Origin of the sequence: Streptomyces sp. NPDC002809 (genome assembly GCF_040295435.1) — a bacterium.
Classification (GTDB): Bacteria; Actinomycetota; Actinomycetes; order Streptomycetales; family Streptomycetaceae; genus Streptomyces.
Window position 1 is genome coordinate 33680 of the sequence record NZ_JBEOVJ010000020.1, and the last position, 23922, is coordinate 57601.

General features: G+C 71.9%; 20 protein-coding genes. 11 read left to right on the forward strand and 9 right to left on the reverse strand.

Annotation, left to right across the window (positions count from 1 at the left end; genetic code table 11):
• Nucleotides 1-49 precede the first annotated feature (49 nt).
• The 3 genes from ABT025_RS15075 (at nt 50) to ABT025_RS15085 (ending at nt 3908) form a co-directional block, all read left to right on the forward strand.
• On the forward strand, nt 50-1477 hold the full coding sequence (locus ABT025_RS15075; protein WP_350993933.1) for an HtaA domain-containing protein: 1428 nt from the start codon (nt 50-52) through the stop codon (nt 1475-1477).
• 80 nt (nt 1478-1557) lie between these two features.
• Entirely contained in the window at nt 1558-3153 is a 1596-nt protein-coding gene (locus tag ABT025_RS15080; protein ID WP_350993937.1) for an HtaA domain-containing protein, read from the forward strand.
• An 83-nt stretch (nt 3154-3236) separates the two neighbouring features.
• The gene (locus ABT025_RS15085) at nt 3237-3908 is read left to right on the forward strand and encodes a PhzF family phenazine biosynthesis protein (RefSeq protein ID WP_350993939.1); all 672 of its coding nucleotides are present in this window, start codon (nt 3237-3239) and stop codon (nt 3906-3908) included.
• A 214-nt stretch (nt 3909-4122) separates the two neighbouring features.
• Here the strand turns inward: ABT025_RS15085 and ABT025_RS15090 are convergent, their stop codons facing one another.
• Together ABT025_RS15090 and map are read right to left on the reverse strand one after the other, a co-directional pair.
• Nucleotides 4123-4788, reverse strand: coding sequence for a biliverdin-producing heme oxygenase (locus ABT025_RS15090; RefSeq protein WP_350993941.1), 666 nt, complete (start codon nt 4786-4788; stop codon nt 4123-4125).
• Nucleotides 4789-5022: 234 nt separating this feature from the next.
• Nucleotides 5023-5880 carry a type I methionyl aminopeptidase gene (gene map, locus ABT025_RS15095; protein ID WP_350993943.1) on the reverse strand — a complete coding sequence of 286 codons (858 nt, stop codon included), beginning with the start codon at nt 5878-5880 and terminating at the stop codon, nt 5023-5025.
• A gap of 58 nt (nt 5881-5938) precedes the next feature.
• Here map and ABT025_RS15100 point away from each other — a divergent pair, with 58 nt between their 5' ends.
• Nucleotides 5939-6172 carry a hypothetical protein gene (locus tag ABT025_RS15100; RefSeq protein ID WP_350993945.1) on the forward strand — a complete coding sequence of 78 codons (234 nt, stop codon included), beginning with the start codon at nt 5939-5941 and terminating at the stop codon, nt 6170-6172.
• Nucleotides 6173-6202: 30 nt separating this feature from the next.
• Here ABT025_RS15100 and ABT025_RS15105 read toward each other — a convergent pair whose 3' ends face one another.
• Together ABT025_RS15105 and ABT025_RS15110 are read right to left on the reverse strand one after the other, a co-directional pair.
• A complete protein-coding gene (locus ABT025_RS15105) occupies nt 6203-7513 on the reverse strand; it encodes an MFS transporter (protein ID WP_350993947.1) in 1311 nt (436 codons plus the stop codon).
• Nucleotides 7514-7592: 79 nt separating this feature from the next.
• Nucleotides 7593-8195, reverse strand: a complete 603-nt coding sequence (locus tag ABT025_RS15110) for a hypothetical protein (RefSeq protein ID WP_350993949.1) — start codon at nt 8193-8195, stop codon at nt 7593-7595.
• Nucleotides 8196-8337: 142 nt separating this feature from the next.
• Here ABT025_RS15110 and npdG point away from each other — a divergent pair, with 142 nt between their 5' ends.
• A complete protein-coding gene (gene npdG / locus ABT025_RS15115; protein WP_350993951.1) occupies nt 8338-9048 on the forward strand; it encodes an NADPH-dependent F420 reductase in 711 nt (236 codons plus the stop codon).
• 87 nt (nt 9049-9135) lie between these two features.
• The gene (locus ABT025_RS15120; RefSeq protein WP_350993953.1) at nt 9136-9336 is read left to right on the forward strand and encodes a hypothetical protein; all 201 of its coding nucleotides are present in this window, start codon (nt 9136-9138) and stop codon (nt 9334-9336) included.
• A gap of 10 nt (nt 9337-9346) precedes the next feature.
• On the opposite strand, the gene ABT025_RS15125 is transcribed toward ABT025_RS15120, so the two are convergent.
• Nucleotides 9347-10144 carry a site-2 protease family protein gene (locus tag ABT025_RS15125; RefSeq protein ID WP_350993955.1) on the reverse strand — a complete coding sequence of 266 codons (798 nt, stop codon included), beginning with the start codon at nt 10142-10144 and terminating at the stop codon, nt 9347-9349.
• A 203-nt stretch (nt 10145-10347) separates the two neighbouring features.
• On the opposite strand from ABT025_RS15125, the gene ABT025_RS15130 reads away from it, so the two are divergent.
• Nucleotides 10348-13680: an ATP-binding protein gene (locus ABT025_RS15130; RefSeq protein ID WP_350993957.1), complete on the forward strand. Its 3333-nt coding sequence runs from the start codon at nt 10348-10350 to the stop codon at nt 13678-13680.
• 19 nt (nt 13681-13699) lie between these two features.
• Here ABT025_RS15130 and ABT025_RS15135 read toward each other — a convergent pair whose 3' ends face one another.
• The 3 genes from ABT025_RS15135 to panB form a co-directional block, all read right to left on the reverse strand.
• The gene (locus ABT025_RS15135) at nt 13700-14557 is read right to left on the reverse strand and encodes an ABC transporter permease (protein ID WP_350993959.1); all 858 of its coding nucleotides are present in this window, start codon (nt 14555-14557) and stop codon (nt 13700-13702) included.
• Nucleotides 14554-15573: an ATP-binding cassette domain-containing protein gene (locus ABT025_RS15140; RefSeq protein WP_350993961.1), complete on the reverse strand. Its 1020-nt coding sequence runs from the start codon at nt 15571-15573 to the stop codon at nt 14554-14556. Before ABT025_RS15140 ends, ABT025_RS15135 begins: the two co-directional genes overlap by 4 nt.
• A 156-nt stretch (nt 15574-15729) precedes the next feature.
• Complete coding sequence (gene panB / locus ABT025_RS15145) at nt 15730-16617, reverse strand: 3-methyl-2-oxobutanoate hydroxymethyltransferase (protein WP_350993963.1); 888 nt, start codon at nt 16615-16617, stop codon at nt 15730-15732.
• 189 nt (nt 16618-16806) lie between these two features.
• Between panB and ABT025_RS15150 the strand changes: the two genes are divergently transcribed.
• The 4 genes from ABT025_RS15150 to ABT025_RS15165 all read left to right on the forward strand — a co-directional run bounded on the left by ABT025_RS15150 (nt 16807) and on the right by ABT025_RS15165 (nt 21999).
• Nucleotides 16807-18411 (forward strand): MFS transporter, encoded by a 1605-nt coding sequence (locus ABT025_RS15150; protein WP_350993965.1) that lies wholly within the window; start codon nt 16807-16809, stop codon nt 18409-18411.
• 152 nt (nt 18412-18563) lie between these two features.
• Nucleotides 18564-19346 (forward strand): TetR/AcrR family transcriptional regulator, encoded by a 783-nt coding sequence (locus ABT025_RS15155; protein WP_350993967.1) that lies wholly within the window; start codon nt 18564-18566, stop codon nt 19344-19346.
• A gap of 192 nt (nt 19347-19538) precedes the next feature.
• Nucleotides 19539-20561, forward strand: coding sequence for an endonuclease/exonuclease/phosphatase family protein (locus tag ABT025_RS15160; RefSeq protein ID WP_350993969.1), 1023 nt, complete (start codon nt 19539-19541; stop codon nt 20559-20561).
• 220 nt (nt 20562-20781) lie between these two features.
• Nucleotides 20782-21999 (forward strand): MFS transporter, encoded by a 1218-nt coding sequence (locus ABT025_RS15165; protein ID WP_350993971.1) that lies wholly within the window; start codon nt 20782-20784, stop codon nt 21997-21999.
• Between the two features lie 106 nt (nt 22000-22105).
• Here the strand turns inward: ABT025_RS15165 and ABT025_RS15170 are convergent, their stop codons facing one another.
• Nucleotides 22106-23860: an NAD+ synthase gene (locus tag ABT025_RS15170; RefSeq protein ID WP_350993973.1), complete on the reverse strand. Its 1755-nt coding sequence runs from the start codon at nt 23858-23860 to the stop codon at nt 22106-22108.
• Nucleotides 23861-23922 lie beyond the last annotated feature (62 nt).

Below are 23922 nucleotides of genomic sequence, written 5' to 3' on the forward strand. Positions count from 1 at the left end.
ACACCTTAGGTTAGCCTTACCTCAGCTTCTAGACCTCGGAGGGGTCCTCATGTCCTCGTTCAGACCTGCCCGCGCGCTCGCCGTCGCGCTTCTCGCGGTACTGCCGGCAGCGCTGCTCCCGGCCGCCGAGGCGCAGGCGGCGAGCCGCACGGTGCAGGGCGGACGGCTGGACTGGGGCATCAGGTCCTCCTTCCAGAGCTATGTCACGGGCCCGATCGCACAGGGCAGTTGGGGCCTGACCGGTGGTGCGGCGACGGTCGGCGGAAGTCAGTTCCGCTTCCACTCCGCGACCGGTTCCTACGATCCGGCGAACGGCGCCTTCCGGGCCGGCTTCTCGGGCGGTGTCCACTTCACCGGCCACAAGAAGTCCGACGGCTCCTACGAACTCGACCTCACCATCAGCCGCCCCACCGTCCGGATCCAGGGCGGCAGCGGCACGGTGTACGCGGACATGGTCAGCAAGGACCGGGGGAGCGGCCGTGTCACCTCCACCGCCCAGGTCCCGCTGGCCACGCTCGGGCTCGCCGGGATCGACATGACGGGCGGTTCCACCCCCATCGCCCTCAACAACATCCCGGCGACGCTGACTTCGCAGGGCGCCAAGGCCTTCGCCGGCTACTACACGACCGGCACGCCCCTGGACCCGGTCAGCCTCTCCGTGGACACCTCGGCCCCGGCCGGGAGGCCCGCCGCATCGACGTCCCCCGAGGCGTCGAAGACCCCTGGGACGCCGAAGAGCAGTGCGAGCCCGAAGGAGACCGCGGGCCGTTTCGAGGACGCGGCCGTCGACTGGGGGGTGCGCCGCACCTTCCGTGAGTACGTCACCGGCGAGATCGGCCAGGGCGAGTGGACCCTGGCCGGCGGCGCCCAGGACGGCGGAGCGCTCTTCCGCTTCCCGAAGGGCACGGGCACGTACGACCCGGAGAAGAAGACCCTGGCCGCGGACTTCGCGGGCAGCATCCGCTTCACCGGGGCGGGCGGCCTCGACCTGAAGCTCTCCCGGTTCTCGGTCCTCCTGAAGGGGGGCACGGGCACGCTGCGCGCCGACGTCGTGAGCGAGGGCGCCACCGGCAAGGCCGTCCCCCTGGTCACCTTCACGGCAAAGGACTTCGCCCCGAAGGACGGTCTCGCGGTCCTCACGGAGGCCCCCGCCACCCTGACCGCCGGCGGGGCCGAGGCGTTCGGCTCCCTCTACAAGGCGGGCACCGCTATGGACCCGGTCTCGCTCGCCGTGGCCGTGACGGCCAAGGCGAAGCTGCCCGCACTTCCCGACCTGGGCAGTGAGCCGGCGCCCTCGGCGCAGCCGTCGGACAGCGCCCCGGCCAAGACCCCCGTCGCCGCGGCCACCGTGGCGGACGAGAGCTCACCCACCGGGCTGTACGTGGCCCTCGGCGGCGCCGGAGTTCTCGCCGTGGCCGCGGCCGGCGTGCTGTTCCTCGTACGCCGTAACCGCTCCACCACGGACACCCCTTCCTGACCCGCACCCCTTCCCCCGCCAGAAGAATCCCCCGCACCACCCCCGTTGACCGCTGTTCATCCCTGAGGAGACCCCCGACCATGGCAGCCAACCGCCGTCCCATAGCCCTTGCCGCAGCCGTCGCCACGGCCGCCGCCCTCGGCGCAGCCTGCGCTCTCCCCGCGCTTGCTGCCGAGCAGTCCACGCCGAGCGCCGCCGCGGCCGCACCGGCGATGGAGCTGAAGGACGGCACCCTGGACTGGGGCTTCAAGGAGTCCTTCCGCAAGTACATCGGCGCCGCCGGAAAGATCACGGTCGAGGACGGCGCCACCCAGGCCGAGGGCAACGGTGTGTTCACCTTTGTCAACGGCAAGGGCACGTACGACATGACCACGCACGGCACCGACACCGCCTTCGAGGGCGGCGTCAACTTCTCCGCCCACGGCGGTGTCCTGGACATCACGCTCTCGGACGTCAAGCTCTCCACGGCCGGCACGGGCGGTGCGATCACCGCCGATGTGGCGACCCCGGCCGGCACCGCGAACGACGTGGCGGTCGCCGACCTCGACCTGTCGGCCGTCCGCCCGGGGCAGGGCGCGGGCGGGGCGATGGTCTTCAAGGACATCCCCGCGAAGCTCACGAAGGCGGGCTCCGAGGCCTTCAACGGCCAGTACAAGGAAGGGGAGGCGCTCGACCCCGCCACGCTCACCGTGAAGGCGGTCGCCGCCCCGACCGAGAAGCCGACGGACCCGGCCGAGCCGACGGAGAAGCCCACCGAGAAGCCGACCGACCCGGCCGAGCCGACGGAGAAGCCCACCGAGAAGCCCACGACGCAGCCGACGGAGTCGACGCCGAAGCCGTCCCCGACCACCACCGTCACCGACAAGCCCGCCGTCGCCCCGGGCACGATCGTCGACGGCACCCTGGACTGGGGCGTCAAGGCCTCCTTCCGTTCGTACATCACGGGCGCCATCGCGAATGGCAAGGTCGAGACGACCGCCGGTGCCACCGCGTCCGGCAGCGGCTACCGCTTCCCCGATGCCACGGGCCGCTTCGACGCCGCGAAGCAGACCCTGAGCGCCGCGTTCGACGGCAAGGTCCGCTTCCTGGGCCACGAGGAGAACGGCGCGTACGCCCTCGACCTCTCCCTGACCAACCTGAAGATCGAGGCGGACGGCACCGAGGGCAGGCTCATCGCCGACGTGTCCGCCAAGGACCGTGAGACGAAGAAGACCGCGACCTACACCGCTCTCGCCCTCGCCGACCTCAAGCTGCCCGCGGGCGGGCTCACCGCCAAGAACGGTGTGGTGACCCTCTCCGCCGTTCCGGCGAACCTCACCGCCGCCGGTGCGACCAAGGCCTTCGGCGGGATGTACCAGGCGGGTGACCAGCTCGACGCGCTGACCGTCGCGGTCGCCCTCGACGAGGATGCCGAGCTCCCCTCCACCGGCGGCACCACCGGCGGCTCGACGGGCGGCTCGACCACGGGCGGCACGTCCACCACGGGCGGCACCTCCACCACCGGCGGCTCGTCCACCGGCGGCACCGTGGGCGGCGCCGGCACGGTCGGCGGCTCGGGCGCCCTCGCCTCCACCGGGTCCGACATCCCGGCCGGCACCCTGTTCGCCGCCTCGGGCGCCATCGTGGCAGCCGGTGCGGGAGCGGTCTTCGTGGCCCGCCGTCGCCGTACCGTCTGATCCCCGTCCCCACCGGGCGACACCACCGCCCGGGTACCGGCCCTCGCACGGGGCGGGTACCCGGGCGGTGCTTGAATGCGCACGTGAATGACTACGACGTACCCGCCGGCATCGACGTACTACGCGTGTTCTGCGGCCCCGACGGCCGGCACGGCAACGCGCTCGGAGTCGTACGCGACGGGCGCGACCACCCCGATGAGGTCTCCCGGCAGGAGCTCGCCCGGAAACTCGGCTTCAGCGAGACCGTGTTCGTGGACGACCCCGAACGCGGCCACCTGGACATCTACACACCGGGACTCCGGCTGCCGTTCGCCGGGCATCCCGTGGTCGGCGCCGCTTGGCTGCTGGATCTGGAGATCCTGGAGCTGGGGGTGGGGGAGGTATTCGCCCGCCAGGACGGGGAGTTCAGCTGGATCACCGCCCGTCCCGAGTGGGCGCCGCCTCGCACGCTTCAGCAGTACGACTCGGTCGCCGAGGTCGACGCGCTGCCGGCCCCGCCGCCCGGCGACGGCTGGCTCTACGCCTGGGCGTGGGAGGACGAGGCCGCGGGCCGGGTGCGGGCGCGGGCGTTCCCGCGCCGGTCCGACGGCATCGTGGAGGACGAGGCGACGGGGGCGGCGGCGCTGCTGCTCAGCGCCCGACTGGGCCGTGCCCTGAACATCAGACAGGGCCGCGGCTCCCAGCTGATCACGGCCCCCGCCCCGGACGGCACGGTGGAGATCGGCGGCCGGGTCGTACTGGCAGCCCAGGGCTGACCGCCCGGCGCGATCGAGCCCGCAGCGGCAGACCGGGCTCGCAGCGGAAACTCGGACCCACCGCGGCAGGATCAAGCCCGTCCGGCGATTGAGGACACGACGAAGCGGCGGGGCACCCGAGCCCGGGTACCCCGCCGCTGGCCGCCGAGGCCTCAGAGGCTTGCGTCCGGACCATGCCGGGCTCGCTGATCCGGCCTGATCCAAACGCAAGGCCCTACGCGCTGAGCGGGAACACCTCGCCCAGCTCCCGGAACACCGCGGTGTTCAGCGCGAACGCGCGCTTGCACTCGTCCACGATGCGCTGCTTCTCCAGATCGTCCGCGTTCACCGCGTCCAGCAGTTCCCGGTAACCCCGCTTGAAGGAGGCGGGGTTGGCTATCTCCTCGAAGACGTAGAACCGCACCCCGTCACCCTTGCGCGCGAAGCCCCACGTCTTCTCCGCCTTGTCCCGGATGATCTGACCGCCCGAGAGGTCGCCCAGGTAGCGGGTGTAGTGGTGGGCGATGTACCCGGCGGGCCAGGTGCGGGCACACTCGGCGACCCGGCCGGCGTACGCGGCCGTGGCCGGGAGCGGCTCCAGGCCCTCGCGCCAGTCCGCGCCCCGCAGATGTGCCAGATCCCGCTCCAGTTCGGCGGTGCGCATCAGCTCGGGCTGGATGAACGGCCCGGCGACCGGGTCGTCCGCCAGTGCCTGGGCGCCGTCCTCCAGTGCCCGGTACACGAACCACAGCTGCTCGGTGTAGCGCGTGTACGCGTCCACCCCGAGGCGCCCGCCGAGCAGATCGCTCATGAAGGTCGAGGTCTCCGCCTCGGTGTGCTGCTCGTGCGACGCGGTGCGGATCTGCGTCGAGAAGGGCGTGGTGGTGACGGTTGCGTCCAAGGCGGGCCTCCGGGGACCGAGGGGGACGGGAAGTCCAGAAAGAGACGGAAATACCGGGCCGCCGAGGCTGTTCGCCCGGCGCCTGCCGATGCGTCGATCTTCCTACTAAGGCATACCTAAGTCAACTGCTTCCCGACGACCTGTCGGCAAAAACGCGGGTGCGCGGACCACCGCGTACATGCGAAACGGCCGCCCGGAAGGGGCGGCCGTCGGACGAAGAGGTGGTCGGCGGGGCTACGGAAGCGTGAGGATCTCGGCGCCCGTCTCCGTCACCACGAGCGTGTGCTCGAACTGAGCCGTGCGCTTGCGGTCCTTCGTGACCACGGTCCAGCCGTCCTCCCACATGTCGTAGTCGTGGGACCCGAGCGTCAGCATCGGCTCGATGGTGAAGGTCATGCCGGGCTGCATCACGGTGGTGGCGTGCGGGCTGTCGTAGTGCGGAATGATCAGCCCGGAGTGGAACGAGGAGTTGATCCCGTGCCCCGTGAAGTCCCGCACCACCCCGTACCCGAAGCGCTTCGCGTACGACTCGATGACCCGGCCGATCACATTGACCTGGCGGCCCGGCCGCACCGCCTTGATCGCCCGCCTCAGCGACTCCTCGGTGCGCTCCACGAGCAGCCGCGACTCCTCGTCCACGTCACCGCAGAGGTAGGTGGCGTTGTTGTCGCCGTGCACCCCGTTGATGTAAGCCGTCACGTCGAGGTTCACGATGTCGCCGTCGCGCAGCACCGTGGAGTCCGGGATGCCGTGGCAGATCACCTCGTTGAGCGAGGAGCAGAGCGACTTGGGGAAGCCCCGGTACCCCAGCGTCGACGGATACGCGCCGTGGTCACACATGAACTCATGGGCGACCCGGTCGAGTTCGTCCGTCGTCACACCCGGCGCGATGTGCTTCGCGGCCTCGGCCATGGCCTGGGCGGCGATGCGTCCCGCGACGCGCATGCGCTCGACGGTGTCGGCGTCCTGGACCTCCGGGCCGCTGTACGGCGTCGGGGCGGGCTTGCCCACATACTCGGGGCGCCGGATGTTTCCGGGCACGGAACGGACGGGAGTGAGCTCCCCTGGTACAAGCAGCGACTGGCCAGACATGCCAGCGAGTCTAACCAGCGTGTCTGGGGCAGCATGGCACCGAGGAAAGGAGCCGGTGATGGCCCTGTTCAAGAAGCGCACGGTCGGCAAGCCGGGCGAGTGGTTCTACTGCCTGGAGCACAAGAAGGTCGAGGAGGGCCCCGAGTGCCCGGCCAAGGACCGCTTCGGCCCGTACACCTCCCGCCAGGAGGCACAGCACGCGATGGAGACCGCGCAGGAGCGGAATCTGGAGTGGGAGACCGACCCCAAATGGCATGACCGCGTGGACCCGGACGAGAACGCGGGCGGCTGAGTGCGGGGGCCCGGGGCCGGCGCCCCGGGCTCAGCCCGTCGGCGCCGCCCGCAGGGCCTCCTCGCTCTGCGCGCGCCTGCGCAGCGCGTCCTCGTCCGTCTCCGAGTCGTACGTGAGGAGTTTCGGCAGGGCCGCCGCCAGCAGCGCCACCGAGGCGACGCAGGCCACGCCCCCGGACCAGACCGCGGTCCTGGTCCCCGTCCACCCGGCCATACCGCCGGCCCGTACCTGCCCCAGCTGCGGGCCGACGCTGTACGAGAGCACCTCGATGCCCGCGAGCCGTCCCCGCAGCTCCTCCGGGATCGTCTGGTTCCAGATGGTCGAACGGCCGAGCCCGCTGAGCATGTCGCCCGCACCGGCGACCGTCAGACAGGCCAGCACCAGCCATACGTTGCCGAACCAGCCGGCCGCCGCGATGGCCAGGCCCCAGACGGCCGCACCGAACACCACGAACAGCCCGTGCCTGCGCACCCGCGCGGTCCAGCCGCTGGTCAGTCCCAGAACGAGGGAGCCGACCGAGCCCGCCGCGTACATCAGCCCCAGCGACCACTCGGCGTTCAGCTCGTCGCTGAGGAACGGGAAGATCGTGTTCGGGAAGGCGAAGAACATCGCCGCCATGTCGATCGCGTACGTCCCGAGCAGCACCGGCCGGCTCCACGCGTAGCGCGCCCCCTCCGCGATGCCGCGCAGCGACGGCTTCATCCCCTGCTCCGCGGGCGGCGCGGGCGCGAGCCTGCGGCACAGGGCCACGGAGACGGCGAAGGTCACCACGGTGACGGCGTACGCCGTGGCGTGCCCCGCATAGGCCACCACCAGGCCCGCCAGCGCCGGGCCCATGATCGCGCCGGCCTGCCAGCGCAGCGAGTTCAGCGCGGCGGCCGCGCCCAGCTGGTCGTGCGGCACGATGCGGGCCATCAGCGAGTCCAGCGCGGGCCGCTGGAGCCCGGCGAGCGCGGAGACGCCGCCCGCCACCACGTAGAGGGGCCACAGCATCGGGTCGGGCAGGGCCGCGTTCACCAGCAGGACGAGCGCGAGCAGACCGAGCCCCGCCTCCGTGGCCAGGATGACCTTGCGGCGGTCGGCCGCGTCCGCGAGCGCCCCGCCGTAGAGCCCGAACACGACCAGCGGCACCAGCTCGACCGCGCCCATCGCGCCGACGGCCAGCGGGGACCCGGTGAGGTCCTTGATCTGGAGCGGCAGCGCGATCAGCGCCATGAAACTGCCGAAGTAGGTGACGATCCCCTGCACCCACAGCAGGCGGAAGTCGGCCGAGGAACGCCAGGGCGAGAGGTCGGGCAGCAGCGCGGCCAGCCTGGCGGCGAGGGAGGAGCGAGAGGTCACGAGGAGACATGGTCCGTCCCGGTGCGTGCCCGATGCAAACAGATTTCGGACCGTGGGGCCCGGCGGGCGGCGTCCCGGGTCACCACCGCGCCGGCGGCGGCGCGGTCAGCTGGTCGGCGAGCCGGGACAACCGGTCCCGGAACCGCCGCCGGCCGCGCTGCACCGGCACGCCGTTCTCCCCTGCCGCCGCGCTGACCAGGTGCTGGACCGTGTCCAGGTCCACATCGTCGCCGTCCGTCACGGAGAGCGCCTCGTGGGCGAGCCCCCGGACCTCCGGATCACCGTTGTCCAGCGACAGGACCGTCGCCCCGGCCCGGCGGGCGTCGTGCACCCGCTCCAGCAGCCCCTCGCCCGGCCCCTCCGGCACCACCACGAGCAGCGTCTCGCCCCGCCCCGCCGCCTCGATCCGGCCCAGCCCCACCGCCAGGTGCGCCGGGTCACCCGGTTCCACCCGGTGGCGCACCAGCGTGGGCACCAGCTCGGGCAGCCCCGACCAGGTGGACTCGTCGACCAGATGGGCCGCCAGGTGCCACGGCTCGTACACCTCGGTCCCGACCAGCAGCAGCCCGCCGCCGTGCGGCACGACGGACGAGCGCAGCGCCCCGGCGAACCGCCGGGTGGCCGACGGCCACCGGGTCCCGGCGAGCACCTCACGCAGCAGTGCCACTCGTACGGCATCCATGGCCCGGCATCCTGCACCACACCGGGGACCGCGCACCGGCGAACGGCGGCGGAACCATCCGTACGAGGCGTCGCGTGACGGTCCGTCCCGCCGGCCGAGGACGCAGCGTCCCGCTCCGGTACCTGGCAGTAGTGTCGGGGCCATGACTACAAATGACAGCGGCAGCGCGCCCAAGCCCCCCGCCAAGGACCCCTGGGACCTCCCCGACGTATCCGGCCTGACCATCGGCGTCCTCGGCGGCACCGGCCCGCAGGGGCGCGGACTCGCCTACCGGTTCGCCCGCGCCGGACACGACGTGATCATCGGCTCCCGTGCGGCGGACCGCGCGCAGACCGCCGCGGACGAGCTGGGGCACGGCGTCCGCGGCGCGGACAACGCCGACTGCGCGCGCGACAGCGACGTCGTGATCGTCGCGGTGCCGTGGGACGGGCACGCCAAGACCCTGGAGTCCCTGCGCGACGAACTCGTCGGCAAACTCGTCATCGACTGCGTCAACCCGCTCGGCTTCGACAAGAAGGGCGCCTACGCGCTGAAGCCCGAGGAGGGCAGCGCCGCCGAGCAGGCCGCCGTACTGCTGCCGGAGTCCCGTGTCACCGCCGCCTTCCACCACCTCTCGGCGGTGCTGCTCCAGGACGAGGCGATCGAGGAGATCGACACCGACGTGCTGGTGCTGGGCGAGGTCCGCGCCGACACCGACATCGTCCAGGCACTGGCCGGCCGCATCCCGGGGATGCGCGGCATCTTCGCGGGCCGGCTCCGCAACGCCCACCAGGTCGAGTCGCTCGTCGCCAACCTGATCTCGGTCAACCGCCGCTACAAGGCACACGCGGGACTGCGCACCACCGACGTCTGAGCCGGCACCGGACCCTGCGCCCGGCGGCCGGGGGCATGGGGGACACTGGACGGGACCGCGCACCACCCCCCGACAGGAGCCACCCCCATGCCCCGCCTCGCTCTCTACGCCATCGCCGTCTGTGTCCTCGCCGTCGCAGCCGCCGTGATCTCCTTCGTGCAGGGCAGCTGGCTCCTCGGGATCGTCTGGGTGCTGCTGGTCGGACTCTCGTCCAACATGTCCTGGTACTACGTACGCCGGCAGCGCGTCGTGAACGCCCGGGCCGCCGAGGCCGCGCAGGGCGTGTAGGGGCCGTTCCCTACCCGTTCATCGCGCAGACCGGATTCTGCGTCTGCCAGAACCGGTAGGCGTCGAGACCGCAGTACGTCTCGAACTCGCTGACGCCCAGCGACCGCAGCAGCGCGTCGACCGCGTCGAAGAAGGCCGCGTTCACCTCGGGTACCCACAGCAGGCCGAAGACCGCGATCAGCCCGAACGGCGCGAACGGCTCCACCGTGCGCCGGACCGAGTGCGAGAGCCACGGCTCGATCACCCCGTAGCCGTCCAGCCCCGGCACCGGCACGGAGTTCAGGATCGCGGCCGTCACCTGGAGCAGCGCCAGGAACCCCAGCGCGTACCGGAAGGCGAGGGGGACGCCGTCCAGCGCGTCCAGCCAGAACGGTGCGGTGCACACGAGCGCGAACAGCACGTTCGTCAGCGGACCCGCCGCCGAGATCAGGCTGTGCCGCCAGCGGCCGCGGATCCGTCCCCGCTCGATGAAGACCGCACCACCGGGCAGCCCGATGCCACCCATGATCACGAACAGCACGGGCAGCACGATGCTCAGCAGCGCATGTGTGTACTTCAGGGGGTTGAGGGTCAGATAGCCCTTGGCGCCGATGGAGATGTCACCGCTGTGCAGCGCCGTCCGGGCGTGGGCGTACTCGTGGAGACAGAGCGAGACGACCCAGGCCGCCGTGACGAACAGGAACGTGGCGAAGCCCGGCTGCTCGGCGAAGTCCGTCCACACCGCCCAGCCGGACACCGCCGTGACGGCGGCGATGCCGAGGAAGACCGGGCTGATACGCCGGTCGCTGCGGGGTGTTGCGGTGGTCATCGGCGAGCTCCTGGTGGCTGCGGGGAAGGCGGGAGCGGGCGGGCGGCGAGCCCCGACCGTACAGGCGACACGCGGAAAACGTCTCGCATCGGGCCGGTGGTTCCGTGAATGGTGGAGGCATGACGGGCAGGGATACGGGCGGGGCGAGCGGTCACGGCCGGGCGGCTGTGGATGGCCCGGCCCCCGTCACGGACAATGGGCGCGTGCGCTACGGCATCCTCGGTACCACCCAGGCACTTCGCGACGACGGTACGGCCGTCGCCATCGGCGGGGCGCGGCTGCGCGCCCTGCTCGCCGTGCTCGCGCTGCGGCCCGGCAGAACGGTGCCGGCCGCGGTGCTCGTCGACGAGGTGTGGGACGGGGACCCGCCCGCCGATGCGGCGGGTGCCCTGCAGGCACTCGTGGGCCGGCTCCGGCGGGCGCTCGGCCACGCGGCGGTCGCCTCCGCGGACAACGGCTACCGGCTGGCCGCCGAACCGGACAGCGTCGACCTCCACCGCTTCGAACGCCTCGCGGGGGAGGGGGCCCGAGCCCTGGAGGCGGGCGATCCGGCGAAGGCCCTGAGCGTCCTCGACGACGCGCTCGGCCTCTGGCGCGGACCGGCGCTGGCCGATCTGCCCGACCGGCACTCCGTCGCGGCCCGCTGGACCGCCCGCCGCCTCGATGCCCGCAGGAACCGGCTCACCGCGGCGCTCGCGCTCGGCAGGGCCGACGAGGTGCTGCCGGAACTGGCCGCGCTCTGCGACGAGCACCCCATCGACGAACCGCTCCAGGCGCTGCGGCTGCGCGCCCTGCGCGACGCCGGACGGACGGCGCAGGCGCTGGCCGCGTACGACGAGGTGCGCACCGTGCTCGCCGACCGGCTCGGTACCGACCCGGGACCCGAGCTGAGCGCGCTGCACGCCGGACTGCTCCGCCAGGAACCGCCCCGCCCAGCACCGCGGGCCGCCCCCCGCGCCCCCGCACCGGCTGTCCGGCAAGGCAACCTGCGGGCCCGGCTCACCAGCTTCGTCGGACGCGAGCGCGACATCGACGCCCTGCGGGGCGACCTCTCCCGGGCCCGGCTGGTCACCCTGCTCGGACCCGGCGGAGCGGGCAAGACCCGGCTCTCCCAGGAGACCGCGGAATCGTTCGGCCCCGCGTCCTGGCCGGACGGCGTCTGGCTGGCCGAACTCGCGCCCGTCGACGACCCCGAAGCGGTACCGGAGGCGGTCCTCGGCGCCCTGGGAGCTCGCGAGACCGTGCTGCGCGGTGCCGGTGCCGAGGAGCTCCGGGCCGCCGAACGGAGTGCGGGCGAACGGGCGGCGGGCGAGCCGCTCTCCCGGCTCACCGAACACTGCTCCCGGCGCCGCATGCTGCTGCTCCTGGACAACTGCGAGCATGTGATCGAGGCCGCCGCGGCCCTCGCCGACCACCTGCTGGCCCGCTGCCCGGAGCTCACCGTCCTCGCCACCAGCCGCGAACCCCTCGGCGTACCGGGCGAGTTCGTCCGGCCCGTCGAGCCGCTGCCCGAACCGACGGCACTGCGGCTGCTGGCCGAGCGCGGCGCCGCCGCCCTGCCCGGCTTCCGGGTCGACGCCGACGAGGCGACCGCGGCGGCCGCCGCCGAGATCTGCCGCCGCCTGGACGGTCTGCCGCTCGCCATCGAACTCGCCGCCGCCCGGCTGCGGATGCTCACCCCGCAGCAGATCGCCGACCGGCTCGACAACCGGTTCCGGCTGCTGACCAGCGGCAGCCGCACCGTGCTCCCGCGCCAGCAGACCCTGAGGGCCGTCGTCGACTGGTCCTGGGACCTCCTCGCCGAGGACGAACGCGCCACCCTGCGGCGGCTGTCCGTCTTCGCCGGCGGCTGCACCCTCGAAGCGGCCGAGGCGGTCTGCGCGGACGGACCGCAGCAGGCGCAGGAGGTCGCCGGACTGCTCGGCTCGCTCGTCGACAAGTCTCTGGTCGTCGCCGCGCCCGCGCCGGACGGCGGGATGCGCTACCGCCTCCTGGAGACCGTCGGCGAGTACGCGGCGGAGAAGCTCGACGCGACGGGGGAGCGGGACGCCGTAGAGCGCCGGCACCTCGTGCACTTCCGGGAGCTGGCCCGTACCACCGACCCCCTGCTCCGCGGCGCCGGACAGCGCGCCGCCATCGAGCTCTTCCGGCGTGAGTACGAGAACCTGCGCACCGCGCTCCGGCACGCCGTCTCCGCACGCGACGAGCAGGAGGCGCTGTGCCTGGTGATCTCCCTCTCCTGGTACTGGCAGATCCGCAATCTCCGCAGCGACGCCCTGCACTGGGCCGACGCCGCCGCGGCTCTGGGCCCCGACCCGTTCGCCCCACCCGTGCGGCCCGCGCCCTCGATCCACGAACGCTGCACCGACGCGCCCCCGCCCATGGGACCCGAACTGCTCCAGGAAGCGCGGCGCCAGGTGGCGCTGGTCCAGCTGGTCAGCATGGACCACGCGATGGACGAGTGGACGAACGAGGCCAGCATGGCGCGGCTGAGAGGGATCGCCGACACCTACCGGGCCGGCCAGCCGCAGACCTGCCGGAGTCCCGCGTCGCTCTGGTTCTTCGCCGTCATGCTGACCGGTGGCGTCGCTGATCTGCGGCATCTGCTGGACGAAACGGTCCGTGCCGCACGGGAGTTCGCCTTCGAGTGGGAGCTTGCCGCGGCGCTCCAGATGCGTGCCAACGTACTGGCCAACCGCCCCGACTGGGCGGGCGCGGCGCATGTGGACGCCGACGAGAGCCTGGAGATCTTCAGCCGCCTCGGCGACGACTGGGGCATGGCCGAAGCGCTCTCCTCGCGCGGCGAGGCGAGCGAGAAGTCCGGCGACTTCGTCCGGGCGGCCGAGGACTACCAGGCCGCGATCGGCTACGCGGAGAAGCTCGGCGCCCTGGCCCAGGTGTCGGTGCTCCGCACCCGGTACGCCTCCGCGCTGACCGAGCTCGGCCGCGGGGCCGAGGGCGAGGTGATCCTGCGCGGGGTGATCGCGGACGAGCGGCATGCGGGGCACGAGGCGCGGCCGGCGGCCCGGCTCTTCCTGGCACTGTGGCTGGGCCGCAACGACCGTACCGCCGAGGCCCGCGAGCAGTTCCTCGAACTGCTCGAGGAGTTCAGGTCCCAGACCATGGCGATCTTCGAGGGCTTCGTGCTGGGCGGCCTGGCGTGGCTGGACAACCAGGACGGGGACTATGCCGGCGCGCTGGACCGGGGCAGGCAGGCACTGACGCGCCTGGGCGATCCGCTGACGCAGATGGTGGCACCCCAGATGGCGGTGATCCACCTGGTCACCGTGGCATGGGCGCTGGGCGGGCTCGGCGAGGAGCGCGGGGCGGAGCTCGGCGCGCGGCTGCTGGCCGCCGGCCGGGCGCTGCTGCCGGAGGGGCACTTCCTGACGTCGATGGAGCGGGAGAACTTCGTCCGGGCCGAGGCGCTGGTCCGGGCGGCCCTCGGGGACGCCGCCTACGAGGCCGCGCACGCCGAGGGCGGCGGTCTCTCCGTCGAGGAGGCCGCCGCCCTCGTGGACGCGTACCGGGACTGAGCGGTCCGAACTCCTTCGGTCAGGACTTCTTGCGGAACTTGGACACCGCGAGCGGGGCCATCGCCGCGGTGATGACCACGGTCCAGCCGAGCGTCAGCCAGACCGAGTTGCCGACCGGGGTGCCCATCATCAGGGCGCGGGCCGCGTCGGCCAGGTTGGACAGCGGGTTGTAGTCGGTGAACGTCTGGAGCCAGCCGGGCATCGTCGTGGGCGGAGCGAAGATGGAGGAGCCGAACTGGAGCGGCATCATCACGATCATCCCCATTCCCTGGACGGCCTGAGCCGTCTTCATGGACAGTCCGAGCAGGATGAAGATCCACATGATGGCGGCGCCGAACGCGGCCGCCAGGACGATCGCCCCGATCAGCCCCAGCACGGACCCGTGGAGCTCCATGCCGAGCGCGAAGCCCATGCCCAGCAGGATCAGCGTGGCGACCATCATCCGGGCGAGCTCGACCACGATCTTGGCGATGAGCACCGAGGAGCGGGCGATCGGCATGGTGCGGAACCGGTCCATGACCCCCTTGCGGAAGTCGTCGTTGACACCGCTGCCGACGGCCATGGCGATGTTCATGCCCATCATCGCCATCAGGCCGGGGATCAGGTAGTTCAGGTACTCCTGCCGCCCGCCGCCCATGCTGCCGCCGACGGAACCTCCGAAGACGTACACGAACAGCAGCACGAAGATGACCGGCATCAGGAGTGCGTCGAACATCGACTCCGGATCCTTCTTGATCTGGAGCAGATTGCGCCGCACCAGCGCCCCGATGTGGCGCACGTTGTTCCGCAGCCCGATCCGGCCCTCGTCGTGGACCTTCGTGGCCGGGGCGGCCACGGCCGCGTCGGTGGGGGTGGGCGTCAGAGTCGTCGTGCTCATGCCGCGACCTCCTGGGGGATCGTGTCGGTGACGGTGGCCTTGCCGCCGGTGACGGCGAGGAACACCTCGTCGAGGCTGGGCAGCGCGGTGGCGACGTGCGCCAGCGAGAAGCCCCGGACGCCGAGCAGGCCGATGACGGCGGTGAGCTGCTCGTCGCTGAGGATCGGTACGTACAGCAGTCCCTCGTCCGGGACGGCCTGGGCGCCTGCGATCCCGTCGAGACCGGCCTCCCGCAGCGCCTGCGCCATCGCGGCCAGTTCGGCCGGGTCGGAGGGGCGGATCTGCAGGGTGCGGCCGCCGACCTTGGCCTTCAGCTCGTCGACACCGCCGCGGGCGATGATCCTGCCCTTGTCGATGACGGTGAGCTCGTTGGCGAGCTGTTCGGCCTCTTCCATGTACTGGGTGGTGAGCAGCACGGTCGCCCCCTCCGCGACCATCCGCTGCACCTCGTCCCAGACCTCGTTACGGGTACGGGGGTCGAGCCCCGTCGTCGGCTCGTCCAGGTAGAGCACGGCCGGGCTGCCGATCATGGAGGCGGCGAGGTCCAGCCGACGGCGCATTCCGCCGGAGTACTCCATCGCGGCCTTCTTCGCGGCGTCGGTGAGCGAGAAGCGCTCCAGCAGCTCGTCGGCGCGCGAGCGGGCCTTCTTGCGCGGCAGGTCGAGCAGCCGCCCGATCATGTAGAGGTTCTCCCAGCCGGAGAGCTTCTCGTCGACCGAGGCGTACTGCCCGGTCAGGCCGATGGTGCGGCGCAGCGCGCGGGGCTGCTTCACCACGTCGAAGCCCGCCACGACCGCGTGTCCGGCGTCGGGCTGGATCAGGGTGGACAGGACTCGTACGAGAGTGGTCTTGCCGGCGCCGTTGGGGCCGAGCACGCCGAGGACGGTGCCCTCGCGCACATCGAGGTCCACACCGTCCAGAGCCTTGGTCGAGCCGTAGTGCTTGACCAGCCCCCGTACCTCGACGGCGTTCTTGCCGTTCCTGGGGTTCTTGTCGATTCGCGTCATGTCCACCATCAGACCAGCCGCCACCGACAGCGCGCCGACAGGCCGCCGACAGCATGACGACAGCCCGCCGATGGGGGAAGTCGGCGGGCTGTCGGTGGTGCGGCAGTGGTCGGTGGGTCCCTGGGGCCGGACGGCTCCCAGGGCGGATCGGGGCCGTGCGGGCCCCTAGTGGAAGGTGTGCTCCGGCGCCGGGAAGGTGCCGCCCACGACCTCGTCCGCGTACGCCTTCGCGGCGTCGCCGAGGATCTGGCGCAGGTCGGCGTACTGCTTGGTGAAGCGCGGTACCTTGCCGCCGGTCAGGCCGACCATGTCGGTGTAGACCAGCACCTGGGCGTCGGTGTCGGGGCCGGCCCCGATGCCCACCGTGGGGATGTGCAGGGTGCGGGTGACCTCGGCGGCCAGTTCGGCCGGGACGAGCTCCAGGACAACGGCGAATGCGCCCGCGTCCTGTACGGCCTTGGCGTCGCGCAGCATCTGCTGGGCGGCCTCCTCTCCGCGGCCCTGTACGCGGTAGCCCATCGCGTTGACGGACTGCGGTGTCAGGCCGATGTGGGCCATGACCGGGATGCCGGCGTCGACCAGGAGCCTGATCTGCTCGTGGCTGCGCTCGCCGCCCTCCAGCTTGACCGCGCCGACCCCGGACTCCTTGATCAGCCGGGTGGCGTTGCGCAGGGCCTGGACCGGGCTCTCCTGGTAGGCCCCGAAGGGCAGGTCGGCGACGATCAGGGCGCGCTTGGTGCCCCGGACGACGGCGGCGGACAGGATGGCGATCTCGTCCATCGTGACGGGCACGGTGGTCTCGTAGCCGAGGTGACAGTTGCCCATGGAGTCACCCACGAGCATGACCGGGATGCCGGCCTCGTCGAAGACGGACGCGGTCATCGCGTCGTAGGCGGTGAGCATGGGCCACTTCTCGCCGCGCTCGGTGGCGGCGGCGATGTCGTGGATGGTGACGCGGCGGTTGCTCTTTCCTCCGTACAGCGCCTTGCTGCTGTCGGACGGGGCTCCCGCGGGGGGTGTGGCGGACTGGTTGTGCGCAGCCTGAAGCGACATTGCCAACGGCTCCTTCGTCATCTCGAGGCGCCCTGACGGCGTCCCCGGATCTCTTCCATGGTGGCATCCCGAAGCCGTTCCCGTGAAGTGGGCCCGCCACAAGGGGTGGCATCCGGTGCCACGGGCGGTCCGGTAAAGACTTTCCAATACGAGACGGTCTCGTATCGAAATGCCGTTACGCTTCTCATCATGTCCATACCGTCCGGCGCTCCTGTCGCCGTGCCCCAGGTTCCCGAGGCGGTCCACCGCCGCCGCTGGGCGATCCTCGCCGTCCTGATGTTCAGCCTGCTCATCGTGGTGCTGGACAACTCGATCCTGAACGTCGCCGTCAAGACGATCGCGTCCCCCTCGCCCACCGGTCTGGGAGCCACCCAGAGCGAGCTGGAGTGGGCCATCAACTCCTACACGCTCGTCTTCGCCGGGCTTCTCTTCACCGCGGGCCTGCTCGGCGACCGCGTCGGGCGCAAGAAGGTCCTGCTCTTCGGCATCGTGCTGTTCGGCGCCGGTTCCGCCTTCGCCGCCATGTCCGGATCGCCTGCCGAACTGATCACCTGGCGTGCCGTGATGGGCTTCGGCGCCGCCTTCGTCATGCCGGCCACGCTCGCCGTCCTGATGAACGTCTTCGAGCGTGACGAGCAGCCCAAGGCCATCGGCATCTGGGCCGGCAGCGTCGGCCTCGGCATCGCGATCGGCCCGATCACCGGCGGACTGCTCCTCGAACACTTCTGGTGGGGCTCGATCTTCCTGGTCAACGTGCCCGTCGTGATTCTCGCGCTGATCGCCATGGTGGTGCTCGTACCGGACTCCAGGGACCCGAAGCCGGGACGGCTCGACCCGATCGGTGTGGTGCTCTCCATCATCGGCCTGGTGCTGCTGGTCTACGGCATCATCCGCGGCGGCGAACTCGCCGACTTCACCGACGTCTCCGTGCTGCTGCCGGTCATCGGCGGCCTGGCCGTCCTGGTCGTGTTCGTCCTTCACGAGAAGCGCAGCAGCAGCCCGGCCATCGACGTGTCGTACTTCAGGAAGCCGGCCTTCTCCGCGGCCGTCGCCGCCATCGCGCTGGTCTTCTTCGCGCTGATGGGTGTGACGTTCTTCTCCGCCTTCTACATGCAGAGCGTGCGCGGCTGGAGCGCCCTGCAGTCCGGGCTGCTGATCCTGCCGCTGGCCGTCGCGCAGATGGTCTTCGCCCCGCGGGCCCGGCTTGTGGTCGACCGGTTCGGCGCCCGCGCCGTGTGCACCGCCGGCATGCTGCTGGTCGCCGTCGGCCTCGCGGCGTTCGCCCTGTTCGACGCCACCACCCCCGTCTGGGTGATGTGCGTGGTCTTCTTCGTCCAGGGCACCGGCATGGCCCATGTGATGCCGCCGGTCACCGTCGCCGTGATGCAGGCGCTGCCCCGCGAGAAGGCCGGCTCGGGCTCGGCCGTCAACAACACGTTCCGGCAGGTCGGCGGCGCCCTCGGGATCGCCGTCCTCGGGTCGGTGCTGTCCGCCGTCTACCGCGGCGACATCGAGGGACACCTCGACGCGGTCCCGGCCGCGGCCAGGGACGTGGCGGGCGAGTCGATCGAGGCGACGCTCGGCGTCGCGGAGAAGATGGGCCCGGCGGGCACCCCGCTGGTCGCCGCCGCGCACGACGCCTTCATGAGCGCCATGCACGTCACGGCCATCGGGTCGGCGGGCGTCGCCCTGGTCGGAACGGTCGTGGTCGCCCTGTTCCTGCCGGGCAGGGCTCCCGCCGGGCAGGAGGCCGCGAAGGACGAGGAGGCGGTGCCCGCGCCCGCCGGACGGTGAGGCCGGCGGCAACGCACGGCCCGGGGCCTTCGTCCTGACCGGGCCGGACGGGCCGGACGGGCCGGGCCCGGTCAGGCCCGGACGGCAGGCGCCGATGCGGCCGGGCGCCGCCCGTGTCGGGGAGAATCAGGGGCGGCGAAAGGTGGTTTCACGTGCAGGCTCAGGCACCGGACCGGGACGACCGGCTCCCCGAGGAGCGGGACCGGGACGACCGGCCCTCCGAGGAGCGGGACCGGCAGGCCCCCGACGGCCGGGAAGCGGACCGGCGGGTCCACGACGGCCGGGACCCGGAGCCCCGCCCCGGAGACGATCAGGAGCCACGGCGCGGGCGCCCGCGCAGCGCGGCGGCCGAGCGGTCCATCCTGGACGCCGTCGTCGGGCTCCTGGAGGCGGGCGAGCCCCTCGCCGGACTGTCCATCGAGCGGATCGCCCGCACCGCCGGGGTCGGCAAGGCCACCATCTACCGGCGCTGGGCCGGCAAGGAGGAACTCTTCGTCGACGTCCTCCGCGAGATCGAGCCGCCGGAACCCGACGTCTCCGGTACCGGCGGCCTCGACGACCTGCGCGTCCTGCTGGAGTCCATGCGCACCCGCGGACTCGCCCAGCGCTCCTCGGTGCTGCTGCACAACGTCTTCGCACAGATGAAGAGCCATCCCAAGCTGTGGACCGAGTACCAGCGCACCGTCATCGCACCCCGCCGCGTCGCGATGCTCGCCGCCGTCGGCCGTGCGGTCGAGGCGGGTGAGCTGCGGGGCGACACGGACGTCGAGCTGATGGACGACCTGTTCCTCGGCCCCATGCTCGTACGCACCATTCACCGGCCCGAAGCGCCGTTGCCCGAGGACCTCGCCGACCGCATCATCGGCCTGCTCCTCGAGGGCCTCGGGCCGAGGTCCGCCGCCGCCGGGCCCGGTGAAAACGCAGGCCAGGGCTGACTCGCCCGGATCCCGGGCGAGTGTGATCGTTCTGTCACAAGGCGCCGCGGACCCCCTGCGACCGGAACCCGTCGTATCGTTCGGATCGTCCTCAGGGCAGTACGGCCGTCGCCGACGGCCGGAAAGGCATCGCGCATCGCCTAGGGTCGTGGGGCGCGGCGATGTGTACGGCAAGGCAGTGAGGACAGCGCAATGGTGCAGGCGTACAGGGCGGACACCGGTAACGGCGACGCAGGACCGCAGCGCACCGGATCCCGCTTCCGGGACCTGCGCGAAAGACTGACCCGGGACCCCGGCATCTGGCGGCGCGGGATCGTCCTGGCCGGCTGCTCGGTTCTGCTGGCCCTCGTGATGCTCCTGCACGCCCAGATCCCCAACACCATCGGCAACCTGGGCAGCCTCACCGAGACGTTCCTGCCGTGGTGCGCCGTCTTCGTCCCGCTGCTGCTGGTCCTGGGCCTGGTGCGCCGCTCGGCGACCGCGCTGATCGCCCTGCTGCTGCCGGTCCTGGTCTGGTTCAACGTCTTCGGCGGGCTGCTCACCGACAAGTCGGGCGCCGGCGGCGACCTCACCATCGCCACCCACAACGTCAACGCGGACAACCCCGACCCCGCCGGCACCGCCCAGCAGGTCGCAGGCTCGGGCGCCGACGTCCTCGCCCTGCAGGAACTCCCCAGCGGCAAGGTCACGGCCTACGAGTCGGCGCTCGCCGGCCGCTTCCCGTACCACTCGGTGCAGGGGACCGTCGGCCTGTGGAGCAAGTACCCCCTCAGCGACACCCGCCCGGTGGACATCAAGATGGGCTGGGTCCGCGCCATGCGGACCACCGTCACCACGCCCGAGGGCCCGATCGCCGTCTACGTCGCGCACCTGCCCTCGGTGCGGGTCAAGCTGCACGCCGGATTCACCGCCAGCCAGCGGGACCAGAGCGCGGACGCGCTGGGCAAGGCCATCTCCCACGAACCGCTGGAACGGATCGCCCTGCTCGGCGACCTCAACGGGACCATGAACGACCGCTCGCTCAACGCGGTCACCGCCCAGATGCGCTCCACCCAGGGCGCGGCGGGTGACGGCTTCGGATTCAGCTGGCCCGCGTCGTTCCCGATGGCCCGGATCGACCAGATCATGGTGAAGGGTGTCGAGCCGATGTCGTCGTGGACGCTCCCGGCCACGGACAGCGACCATCTTCCGATCGCCGCCCGCGTCAAACTGTGACGCAACGGTCCGTTTACCTCCAGGCATAAATCGTCTGAGAGGATTTGTTCCGATCGGGAACAAGGCCGCCGGCGAGGAAGCCGGTCCGGCACCGTGCGATCCGGCCCCAGGCCGGCCGCGCCGGCGCACGTACGGCCGCGTCTCCTCCTGCCTTCCCGCTCCGGCAGGCCCACCGGGCCTGCCGGAGCGCACGGGGCCCACTTCGGAAAGGTCTCTCTTCATGCCTCTGGCTCTGCTCGCACTCGCTGTGAGCGCCTTCGGCATCGGTACTACGGAATTCGTGATGATGGGCCTGCTGCCCGACGTCGCGGACGATCTGGGCACCTCCGTCCCCACCGCGGGCTACCTCGTGTCGGCGTACGCGATCGGCGTGGTGCTCGGCGCCCCGCTGCTCACCGCCGTCGGCTCACGCATCCCGCGCAAACGGATGCTCCTCCTGCTGATGGGGCTCTTCACCGTCGGCAACCTCGCCTCCGCGCTCGCCCCCGGCTTCGGCTGGCTGCTCGCCGGACGGCTGCTGGCCGGACTTCCGCACGGAGCCTTCTTCGGAGTCGGCGCGGTCGTCGCCACCCGGCTCGTCGCCGAGGGACGCCAGGCGCGGGCCGTGGCGACGATGTTCCTCGGCCTGACCATCGCCAACGTCGTCGGCGTCCCCGCCGCCACGCTGCTCGGCCAGCACCTCGGCTGGCGGGCCACTTTCCTCGTGGTCGCGGTCATCGGGCTCTGCGCGATGGCCGCGCTCGCCCGCCTCGTCCCGCAGATCCCGGCCGAGGCACAGCGACACGTCCGCCACGAGCTGAGGGCCCTGGGCAACCGCCAGGTCCTGCTCGGACTCCTCACCGCCGTCTTCGGCTTCGCCGGGGTCTTCGCCGTGTACTCCTACCTCTCGGCGATGACGACCGAGGCGATGGGCTTCGGCGAGTCCTCCGTGACGCTGGTGCTGGCGCTCTTCGGCATCGGCATGACCCTGGGCGCACTCGCCGCGGGACCGCTCACGGACCGGGCGCTGCGCCCGACGCTGTACGGCTCACTGGGCGCGCTCGCCGTCGTGCTGGTCGTCTTCCCGTTCGCCGCCCATGTGCAGTGGGCCGCGCTGGTGATGGTCGTGCTGCTGGGCGGGGTCGGCTTCATGACGACCACGCCGTTGCAGATGCTCGTCATGAACAAGGCCAAGGACGCCCCGACCCTGGCGTCCGCCTCCAACCACTCCGCGTTCAACCTGGCCAACGCGGGCGGCGCGTGGCTGGGCGGCATGGCCATCGCGGCGGGCTGGGGCTGGACCTCCCCGGCCCTGGTCGGCGCGGCACTGACAGTCGCGGGACTCGCGGTGGCGGTCACGGCGGGCTTCCTCGACCGCGACAGGACCCCGTCGAGGGTCGTCGCCCGGGCGGCGGTGGCCGAGCGGAGCCCGGTCACCGCGAGCCCGTCCGGCGACTGAGGGCAGGACCCCGGCCGGACGGGCCGGGCCGGGACCGGACCCGTCCGGCGATTGGGGACACCCCTCGGAGCCGGACGGGCGCGCAGCGCACCCCCACCCCCCGGCGTCAGCCGGACTCGCGCCACCGGTTCGTGATCGGCAGCCGCCGGTCCTTGCCGAAGCCCTTGGGCGAGATCTTCGTGCCCGGCGGGTACTGGCGCCGCTTGTACTCCGCCGTGTCCACCATCCGCAGCGTCTTCGCCACCAGCGCCGCGTCGAACCCGGCCGCGACGATCGCGTCGAGCCCCTGGTCGCGGTCGACGTACATCTCCAGGATCCGGTCCAGCACGTCGTAGTCGGGCAGCGAGTCCGTGTCGACCTGACCGGGCCGCAGCTCCGCGCTGGGCGGCTTGGTGATGGAGGCCTCCGGGATCGGCGGCGTCTGCCCGCGCTCCTCGGCGGCCCGGTTGCGCCACTTCGCCAGCCGGAAGATCGCCGTCTTGTAGACGTCCTTGATCGGCCCGTAGGCACCGACGGAGTCGCCGTACAGCGTCGAGTAGCCGACCGCCAGCTCCGACTTGTTGCCCGGTGCCAGGACGATCTGGCCCTCCTGGTTGGAGACGGCCATCAGCATCGTGCCGCGCAGCCGCGACTGCAGGTTCTCCTCGGCGAGGCCGGTGAGCCCCAGCGACCCCATGTACGCGTCGAACATCGGCTCGATCGGTACGGTCCGGAAGTTCAGCCCGGTACGCCGCGCCAGCTCGGCCGCGTCGCCCTTGGAGTGGTCCGAGGAGTACTTCGACGGCATCGAGATGCCGTACACGTGCTGTGCACCCAGCGCGTCGCAGGCGATCGCCGCGACCAGCGCGGAGTCGATCCCGCCGGAGAGCCCGATCAGCACACTGCTGAAGCCGTTCTTCGCCGCGTACGCCCGCAGGCCCACGACGAGCGCCGAGTACAGCTCCTCGTCGTCGTCGAGCCGGTCGGCGTACCCTCCGGCCAGCTCCGCCTCGTACGCCGGCAGCGGCTCCTCGGAGAGGACCACACGGTCGATCCGCAGCCCGTCGTTCACCACGCCGGACGGCGCATCGACGGAGGCGGCCGGCAGGTCGAGGTCCAGGATCACGCTGCCCTCGGCGAACTGCGGGGCGCGGGCGATCACTTCGCCGTCCTTGTCGACGACGATCGAGTCGCCGTCGAAGACCAGCTCGTCCTGGCCGCCGATCATCGCGAGGTACGCGGTGGTGCAGCCGGCCTCCTGCGCCCGCTTGCGGACCAGTTCGAGGCGGGTGTCGTCCTTGTCCCGCTCGTAGGGAGAGGCGTTGATCGACAGCAGCAGCCCCGCTCCGGCGGCGCGTGCGGCCGGCACCCGGCCCCCGTCCTGCCAGAGGTCCTCGCAGATCGCGAGCGCCACATCGACGCCGTGCACCCGCACGACGGGCATCGAGTCGCCCGGCACGAAGTACCGGAACTCGTCGAAGACCCCGTAGTTGGGCAGGTGGTGCTTGGCGAAGTTCAGCGCGATCTGCCCGCGGTGCAGCACCGCGGCGGCGTTCCGGGGGGACCCGGCGGGCTGGCCGTAGCGGGGCGCGGCGGACTCGGAACGGTCGAGGTAGCCGACGACGACCGGGAGTTCCCCGAAGCCCTCCGCGTCCAGGCGGGCGGCGAGCGCGCGCAGCGCGCCCCGCGACGCTTCGACGAAGGACGACCGCAGGGCCAGGTCCTCGACGGGGTAACCGGTCAGCACCATCTCGGGGAACGCCACCAGGTGGGCGCCCTGTTCGGCGGAGTGCCGGGTCCAGTGGAGGATCGACTCGGCGTTCCCGGCGAGATCGCCGACGGTCGAGTCGATCTGATTCAGTGCGAGGCGTAGTTGAGGCACGCCGCCCAGTGTAATCGTCTGACTGACGCAATGTCCTGGCGGGCCGTGCGGAAAGTGCCGCG